A 7,964-nucleotide genomic window follows, 5' to 3' on the forward strand; every position below is an offset into this window, starting at 1 on the left:
GCGTCGCTGCTCAGTGCGTACCGTCCGAGTTGTTCGAGGCACCGCCGACGGACGCACCGTCTGCCTGGGCCTGCGCCTTGAGCTTCTCCTTCTCGCCGGGGGTGAGGACCGGCGGCTCGGTGGAGGGCTGACGCTTGCCGAAGCCGTTGTAGGGGGCCATCGGCGGGCGCTTGACCACCCGGGCGCAGATGCGGGCCATGTCGGCGGTGGAGAGGGTTTCCTTCTCGATCAGCTCCAGGACCATGTTGTCGAGGACGTCCCGGTACTCCACCAGGATCTCCCAGGCCTCGTCGTGGGCCAGCTCGACCAGGGCGCGCATCTCGGCGTCGATCTCGGCGGCCACCGCGTCGGAGTAGTCCCGTTCGTGGCCCATGTTGCGGCCGAGGAACGGCTCGTCGCCGCTGGTGCCGTACTTGATCGCGCCGAGCTTGGAGCTCATGCCGTACTGCGTGATCATCGCGCGGGCCAACTGGGTGGCCTTCTCGATGTCGTTGCCGGCGCCGGTGGTCGGCTCGTGGAAGACCAGTTCCTCGGCCGCGCGACCGCCCAGCGCGTACGCCAGGGTGTCGATCATCTCGGCGCGGGTCTGGGTGTACTTGTCCTCCGTGGGCAGGACCAGGGTGTGGCCGAGCGAGCGGCCGCGGGACAGGATCGTCACCTTGTGCACCGGTGCGGCGTGCGGCAACGCCCAGGCGACCAGCGCGTGCCCACCCTCGTGGTACGCGGTGATCTTCTTCTCCTGGTCGCTCATCACCCGGGTCCGGCGCTGCGGGCCGGCGATCACCCGGTCGATCGACTCCTCCAGCGAGTCGTTGCTGATCGCCCGCTGTTCCTTGCGGGCGGTGAGCAGCGCGGCCTCGTTGATCACGTTGGCCAGGTCGGCGCCGCTGAAGCCCGGGGTACGGCGGGCCACCGAGTCGAGGTCGACGTCGGGGGTGAATGGCTTGCCCTTGGCGTGCACCCGCAGGATCGCCTTGCGGCCCTCCATGTCGGGGGCGTCCACCGGGATCTGCCGGTCGAAGCGGCCGGGGCGCAGCAGTGCCGGGTCGAGGATGTCCGGCCGGTTGGTGGCGGCGATCAGGATGACCCCGCCCTTGGTGTCGAAGCCGTCCATCTCGACCAGCAACTGGTTGAGGGTCTGCTCGCGTTCGTCGTGGCCGCCACCCATGCCGGCCCCGCGGTGCCGGCCGACGGCGTCGATCTCGTCGACGAAGACGATCGCCGGGGCGTTCGCCTTGGCCTGCTCGAAGAGGTCGCGGACCCGGCTGGCGCCGACACCGACGAACATCTCGACGAAGTCGGAGCCGGAGATCGAGTAGAACGGCACGCCCGCCTCGCCGGCGACCGCGCGGGCCAGCAGGGTCTTACCGGTTCCGGGCGGGCCGAACAGCAGCACGCCCTTCGGGATCTTGGCGCCCAGGGCCTGGTACTTCGCCGGGTTCTGCAGGAAGTCCTTGATCTCGTGCAGCTCCTCGACGGCCTCCTCGGCCCCGGCCACGTCGGCGAAGGTGGTCTTCGGCGTGTCCTTGGTGATCATCTTGGCCTTGGACTTGCCGAAGTTGAGCACCCGGGAGCCGCCGCCCTGCATCTGCGACATGAAGAAGATCAGCAGAAGCACCAGCAGGGCGATCGGGAGCAGGTTGACCAGCAGGCTCACCCAGATGCTGTCCGACGACACCTCGACGTCGGCCGGGCCGGTGACCCGGTTGGCCGCCTTGGCCTCGAGGACCTCGTTCCAGACCTCGTCGCCGACCTCGTACGGGAACTGGGCCTCGACCCGGTCGGTGGTGGTGCCGCCGAACTTGGTCTTCTGGGCCAGGTCGAGCCGGAGCGTCTGCTCCTTGTCCTGGAAGACGACCTTATTGATCTTGGCAGTGTGGAGCTGGTCGAGCGCAACGGAAGTGTCCACCCGGTGGTAGCTGGGACCAGCGGTGAACAGCTGACTGAGCACAACGGCGCCGAGGATGACCAGGATGATCCAGACCACCGGTCGGCGGAAGAAACGCGTACGTTCCATGCTGTTGTCGGGCACCGGGGCGCCCGCATCCTCCTGATCGACGTCCTGACCGTCTGAATGGTGTCGCCGCCGTCGGCGGCGCCGAGCCGCCGTGCGGGCCGGCCTCGACCCCGCGCCGCGCGAACTGCCGCGTCGCGGTCATTCGACCGTACACCGTTCGTGCCAGATGTGAGCTTGTGAGCCCAGCACTTACGCGGAGGGCGAACCGAGGTTTCAGCCGGCGTGACGAGAAGCTCCCGACCGGCCCGTCCGTCCGCCCGGTCACGCGGTCGAGGAGCCGGACGCGGAATCGCCCCCACGTCACCGCGACCTACCGTAGCCGGATTCACTGAGAGCCCGCTGAACGTCCAGTCCGTGCCGCACCGTCCACGACCCGCGATGTGATCGACTTCGGTTGCGTCACACGGCGGCGCCCACCGCGCCGAACGCCCCCACCTGCCGCAAACCGCGACGCCGGCGCGAGGGTTCGACCTCAGGCCCGGGCGTACACCTCGGGCCTGAGCACGCCAACGTACGGTAGCTCGCGGTACCGCTCGCCGAAGTCGAGGCCGTAGCCGACCACGAACTCGGTCGGGATGTCGAAGCCGACGTACTTCACCGGCACGGTGACCTTCACCGCCTCCGGCTTGCGGAACAGGGCAACCACCTCGACGCTGGCGGCCGACCGCGACTCCAGGTAACGCAGCAGCCAGGAGAGGGTGAGTCCGGAGTCGACGATGTCCTCCACCACGACCACGTGCCGACCGGCGATGTCCCGGTCCAGGTCCTTGAGGATGCGGACCACACCGGAGGAGGAGGTGCCCTGGCCGTACGAGGAGACGGCCATGAACTCCAACTCGACCGGCGGGCCGTGCCGGCCCAGCGCCCGGGCGAAGTCGGCCATGAACATGACCGCGCCCTTGAGCACGCAGACGAGCAGGAGTCCGTCGTCGACGCCGGCGTAGTCCGCCGAGACCTGCTTGGCCAGTTCCGCGGTCTTCTCGCGGATCTGCGCCTCGGAGATGATGACGTGATCGATGTCGGCGTCGTACCAGGAGCCGTCAGCCATGACTCCTAGCCTGCCCCATGGCGACTGGCCCCCGTCGACGGGGCCGCCCCTCCGGGAGCGACCCCACCCCAAACTTTTCCGGCAACCCGGACTAATTACCCCAGCGGACCCGGGAGCACCAGCGGCGGCCCTGGTCGGTCGGCTTCCAGTCGGCCGAGTCCCGGGTGTCGGCCGTGAGACCGGCCGCCGAGGCGACGGCCAGGCCGACCAGAAAGAGCAGAAGCAGCAGAAACTCCATGGCGGCGCTCGCTTTCGCGTTGTCTCGGATGTTCTCGCCGCCGGTGCGCACCGGACTGACACCAGTCTCCGCCAGGCCCGTCGGGTCGAACAGTGGCAGAAATGCCACCGCACCTCGATTTTCTGCCGCCGGTGGGGTTACCCTCGTCACATGCTTCGTTCCGTCGCCGTCGTCGCCCTCGACCGGGTCGCCCCCTTCGAACTCGGCGTGCTCGCCGAGGTCTTCGGCACCGACCGCACCGCCGACGGGTTCCCCGGCTACCGGTTCTCCGTCTGCACCGCCGACGGCGGCCCCGTTCGTACCTCCTCGGGCTTCGGCCTCACCCCGCACGCCGATCTCGCCCCGGTCGACGATGCCGACCTGGTCGCCGTCCCCGCCCACGCCCAGGGCGGCGAGATCCCGCCGCCCGTGCTGGACGCGCTGCGCCGGGCCGCCGAGCGCGGCGCGTACCTGCTCAGCGTGTGCTCGGGAGCGTTCGTGCTCGGGGCCGCCGGGCTGCTCGACGGCCGGGAGTGCACCACCCACTGGCGGTACGTCGACGAGTTGCAGGCCCGCCACCCACTGGCCCGGGTCCGGTGCAACTCGCTCTACGTCGCCGACGGCACGGTGCTCACCAGCGCCGGCACCGCCGCCGGCATCGACGCCTGCCTGCACCTCGTACGTCAGGAGCACGGCTCGGCCACCGCCACCCGGCTGGCCCGGCGGATGGTCGTCCCACCGCACCGCGACGGGGGACAGTCCCAGTACGTCGAGGCGCCGATCCCGGCCACCCCCGACGCGCCGACCCTGGAGCCGGTGCTGCGCTGGCTGATGGGGCACCTGGACCGGCCGACCACGGTGGACGAGCTGGCCGCCCGGGCCGGCATGTCACCACGTACCTTCGCCCGCCGGTTCCGGGCCGAGACCGGGACCACGCCGCACGACTGGCTCACCAACCAGCGGGTGCTGCTGGCCCGACGGCTGCTGGAGGAGACCCGGCTGACCGTGGAGGAGGTCGCCGACCGGGCCGGCTTCGGCGATGCCGCCGCCCTACGACACCACTTCGCCCGCCGCGTCGGCACCACACCCCAGGCATACCGCAGCACCTTCCGCGACCGCCTCGAACCCGCCGTCTGACGCGCCCCCGGGCGGGTCTCAGTCGACGGTGTGCAGCCGGCCGTCCCGGCGGGCCACCCGCATTCCCCCCGGCAGCGCCGTCGCGCCCTGCCCGTGCCAGTCGGTGACCAGTGCGTCCAGCGCGGCGACGTGCCGGTGAGAGAGCGCGGCCGGCGACGCGCCCAGTTCCCGTGCCCAGGCGTGCAGCACCCGGGTACGCACCGCCCGGGGCAGCGCGGCCAGCGCGCCGGCTGACAGCGCACCCTCCGTCCCGACCCGCGCGGCGGCGAGCGCGGCGTCGGCCAACTCGTCCAGGGCGGCGGTGTCGGCGGCAACCAGCCGGGCGGTGCGGGCCAGGTTGTCCAGCACCCCCTCGCCGAGCGCGCCGACCAGCACCGGCAGCACGTCGGCGCGGACCCGCGCCCGGGCGTACGACGGGTCGGTGTTGTGCGGGTCCTGCCACGGTGTCAACCCGAGTGCGGCGCACGCCGCCCGGGTCTGCTCCCGGGTGACGTCGAGCAGCGGGCGCAGCAGCGGCACCCCGTCCAGGTCGCGGCGCGCCGGCATTCCGGCCAGACCGCGCGGCCCGGCCCCCCGGGCCAGCGCGAGCAGCACCGTCTCGGCCTGGTCGTCGCGGGTGTGTCCGAGCAGCAGCGCGGCGGCCCGGTGCCGGCGGGCCGCGGCGGCCAACGCCTGGTAGCGGGCGTCGCGGGCAGCCGCCTCGGGACCGCCCGGCCGCCCGGCGACGGTCACCGGGACCGCCTCCACCGGATCCAGCCCGGCCTCGACCGCCCAGCGGGCCACGGCGGCGGCCCGCCCGGCCGAACCGGCCTGCAGGCCGTGGTCGACGGTGACCAGGCCCGCGGGGCGACCCGCCCGGGACGCGACGAACGCGACGGCGGCAGCGAGGGCGAGCGAATCGGCCCCGCCCGAGCAGGCGACCAGGACCGGCCCGTCGCCGGACAGCCCGGTCAGCGCACGGCGGACGGCGGCCCGGACGGCGGCGACCGGCGGAGCGAGAGCGGCCACGGCCGTCCGCTCAGCCGGCGGCCGGGGTGGTGTCGCCGGGCCCGTGCACCCGGGCCACCCAGGCGTCCGGGTCGCCCAGTTCGTCGAGGCGGGGCAGGGTCAGCGGGGAATCGAAGATCTTGTTGAAGCCGGCCATGCCGACCCGCTCGACCACCCCGTGCACGAAGGTGCGGCCCTCGGCGTACTGGCGCAGCTTGACGTCCACGCCCAGGAGCCGGCGGATCGCCTTCTCCAGCGGGTTGCCGGCCTCCCGGCGCCGGTTGAACCCCGCCCGGATCTGTTCGACGCTGGGGATGACCTGCGGGCCGACGCCGTCCATGACGAACTCGGCGTGCCCCTCCAGCAGGGTCATCAGGGCGGTGAGCCGGTCCAGCACGGCCCGCTGCGCGGGGGTCTGCACGATGTCGAGGACGCTGGCGCGGCTGTGCGGATCCTTCACCGCGTCGGAGAGGGTGCTCACCCCCCGGCGCAGCCGCTCCAGCAGGTGCTCCCCGCCCTGCGAGGCGTCCACGAACGCCTGCACCTCACCCAGGAAGTACGCCCGCATCCACGGCACGGCGGTGAACTGGGTGCGGTGGGTGACCTCGTGCAGGCAGACCCAGAGCCGGAAGTCGCGCGGGTCGGCTGCCAGCTTCCGCTCGACCTCGACGATGTTGGGCGCGACCAGCAGCAGCTGCCCGGGGTCGGCGGAGAAGACCTCGTACTGACCGAGGACCCGCCCGGAGAGGTAGGCCAGCACGGTGCCGGCCTGCACCCCGGTCACCCGGGAGCCGACCGCCTCGGTGAGCGGACCGGGTTGCTTGTCACCGGAGAGCCGGCTGACCAGCGGCGTGATCACCTCGCGCAGCCCGGCGATGTTGGTCGCCGCCCAGTCCCGCCGGTCCACCACCCGCACCGGCGGGTGGGCCACCTGCGAACGCAGTCCGGTGTAGTCGGCGACGTGCCCGGCCGCCTCGTCGGTGAGCCGCCGCAGGTCGCCGACCGCCTCGGCGGCCTCCGCGTACGACACCCGCGGGCCCGACTTGCCCAGCGCCCCCGCGGTCGCGGCGGCCAGATCCCAGTCCACGAACTGCGCCATGAACCCACCGTACCCGCGGCGGAACACCCCGGCCGGGCGTGCGGCCGGCCCGGGCGGCCACCGGAGCCCGCGCCGCGGGTGGGTCAGCGGCAGCCGCAGCTCGCCAGGGCGCCGGTGATCCGGTCGAGTGCCTGCCGGGTGGGGTCGGTGTCGCCGACCGCCCGGTCGGTGAGCACGGCGAAGCTGAGCAGCCGCCCCTCGGCGGTGGTGACCAGCCCGGCGATGGAGTGCACGCCGGTCAGCGTGCCGGTCTTGGCCCGTACCGCACCGGCCCCGGCCCTGGTCGCGGCCACCCGGTACCGGCCGCCGAGGGTGCCGGACCAGGCGGCGACCGGCAGGCCGCCGAAGATCGCGGCGAGTTCCGGGTGCCGTCCGTTGCCGGCGAGCGCGATCAGGTCGGTCAGCAGGGACGGGCTGATCAGGTTCTGCCGGGACAGGCCGCTGGCGTCGGCGAGGCGGATCTCGTCGGCCGGCAACCCCAGCTCGGCGACCACCGCGTCCATCGCCGCCGCCCCACCGGCGAACGAGGCCGGCTGGTTGCGGGCCAGCGCCACCTGCCGGGCCAACGCCTCGGCGATCACGTTGTCGCTGTCGCTGATCATGATGTCGACCAGCCGGATCATCGGAAGCGACTCGACCTTGCCCAGCTCGGTGCCGGGCGCCGGGGCGGCACCGGTGGACCCGCCGGCCTCCGCCGGGGCTTTCCCCTTCCCCACCCGGGCGTCGTCGCCGAGGCCGAGCAGCCGGGCGAACGCGCGCCCGGCCGCGAGGTCCGGCTGGGCGAAGCGCACCGCCGCGCCGTTCGTGTCGTCGAAGGTCCGCCGGGCGGTCGCCGGATCGCGTCGCGCGCCGTCGGTCATCAGCGCGGTGATCGACGCGCCGTACCCGCCGGTCGGGATGTCGTCGTCCCAGCCGGGGCCGTGCACCGGCCCGGGGAAGAGCGTGGAGTCGACCGTCACCCTGGTCGGTGCCGTCCCGCCGAGCGCCTGCTTCACCTGCTTGGCGAGGGTGTCGAGGCGGGCCGCGCCGGGGTAGAAGCCGTCGCCGTTCACCGCCAGGGTGGGATCGCCGCCACCGACGAGTACCACCTCGCCGGGGGTGGCTCCGGCGACCGCCCGGGTGGGGATTCGATGGCCGGGACCGCGCGCCGCCAGCACGGTCACCCCGGTGACCAGCTTGGTCACCGAGGCGGGCACGGTGCCGTCGTCGCCGCCCCGCGCGTAGAGCGATCGCCCCGTCGTCACGTCGGTCACCGACACGTTGACCCGGCTGCCGAGCACGGCCTGCCCGAGCAGCGGCTCGATGGCGGCGCGTACCCCGTCGGGGGTGGGCTGCGGGGCGGTGGCGTCCGGCCCGGCGAGCACCGGCACCGGGTCCGGCTCGGGGGTCCGGGCAATCGACGGCGCGGCGGCCGGGTCACCGAACCACCCGGCGACCGGGCCGGGGCGGACCACCACGG

Annotated in this window: 7 protein-coding genes; 1 reads left to right on the top strand and 6 read right to left on the bottom strand. The window is 73.2% G+C overall.

The window, feature by feature from the left end:
- Positions 1–10: 10 nt before the first annotated feature.
- The 3 genes from ftsH to E1182_RS13465 all read right to left on the bottom strand — a co-directional run bounded on the left by ftsH (position 11) and on the right by E1182_RS13465 (position 3,411).
- Positions 11–2,017, bottom strand: coding sequence for an ATP-dependent zinc metalloprotease FtsH (gene ftsH / locus E1182_RS13455; protein WP_132264718.1), 2,007 nt, complete (start codon positions 2,015–2,017; stop codon positions 11–13).
- A gap of 472 nt (positions 2,018–2,489) precedes the next feature.
- The gene (gene hpt, locus E1182_RS13460) at positions 2,490–3,065 is read right to left on the bottom strand and encodes a hypoxanthine phosphoribosyltransferase (RefSeq protein ID WP_132264721.1); all 576 of its coding nucleotides are present in this window, start codon (positions 3,063–3,065) and stop codon (positions 2,490–2,492) included.
- Between the two features lie 91 nt (positions 3,066–3,156).
- On the bottom strand, positions 3,157–3,411 hold the full coding sequence (locus tag E1182_RS13465; protein ID WP_132264724.1) for a hypothetical protein: 255 nt from the start codon (positions 3,409–3,411) through the stop codon (positions 3,157–3,159).
- Positions 3,412–3,453: 42 nt separating this feature from the next.
- Here E1182_RS13465 and E1182_RS13470 point away from each other — a divergent pair, with 42 nt between their 5' ends.
- On the top strand, positions 3,454–4,419 hold the full coding sequence (locus E1182_RS13470; protein WP_132264726.1) for a GlxA family transcriptional regulator: 966 nt from the start codon (positions 3,454–3,456) through the stop codon (positions 4,417–4,419).
- Positions 4,420–4,437: 18 nt separating this feature from the next.
- Here E1182_RS13470 and tilS read toward each other — a convergent pair whose 3' ends face one another.
- The 3 genes from tilS to dacB form a co-directional block, all read right to left on the bottom strand.
- On the bottom strand, positions 4,438–5,427 hold the full coding sequence (tilS, locus tag E1182_RS13475) for a tRNA lysidine(34) synthetase TilS (protein WP_132264728.1): 990 nt from the start codon (positions 5,425–5,427) through the stop codon (positions 4,438–4,440).
- Between the two features lie 10 nt (positions 5,428–5,437).
- The gene (locus tag E1182_RS13480) at positions 5,438–6,505 is read right to left on the bottom strand and encodes a zinc-dependent metalloprotease (RefSeq protein WP_132264731.1); all 1,068 of its coding nucleotides are present in this window, start codon (positions 6,503–6,505) and stop codon (positions 5,438–5,440) included.
- Positions 6,506–6,588: 83 nt separating this feature from the next.
- Positions 6,589–7,962 carry a D-alanyl-D-alanine carboxypeptidase/D-alanyl-D-alanine-endopeptidase gene (gene dacB, locus E1182_RS13485; RefSeq protein ID WP_132264733.1) on the bottom strand — a complete coding sequence of 458 codons (1,374 nt, stop codon included), beginning with the start codon at positions 7,960–7,962 and terminating at the stop codon, positions 6,589–6,591.
- Positions 7,963–7,964: the final 2 nt, after the last annotated feature.

This window comes from Micromonospora sp. KC721 (assembly GCF_004348355.1).
Classification (GTDB): domain Bacteria; phylum Actinomycetota; class Actinomycetes; order Mycobacteriales; family Micromonosporaceae; genus Micromonospora.

Bases quoted from the DNA above. Each gene is read 5' to 3' on its own strand.
- E1182_RS13470 (WP_132264726.1), top strand. From the start codon at position 3,454: ATGCTTCGTTCCGTCGCCGTCGTCGCCCTCGACCGGGTCGCCCCCTTC.
- hpt (WP_132264721.1), bottom strand. From the start codon at position 3,065: ATGGCTGACGGCTCCTGGTACGACGCCGACATCGATCACGTCATCATC.
- ftsH (WP_132264718.1), bottom strand. From the start codon at position 2,017: ATGGAACGTACGCGTTTCTTCCGCCGACCGGTGGTCTGGATCATCCTG.
- E1182_RS13480 (WP_132264731.1), bottom strand. From the start codon at position 6,505: ATGGCGCAGTTCGTGGACTGGGATCTGGCCGCCGCGACCGCGGGGGCG.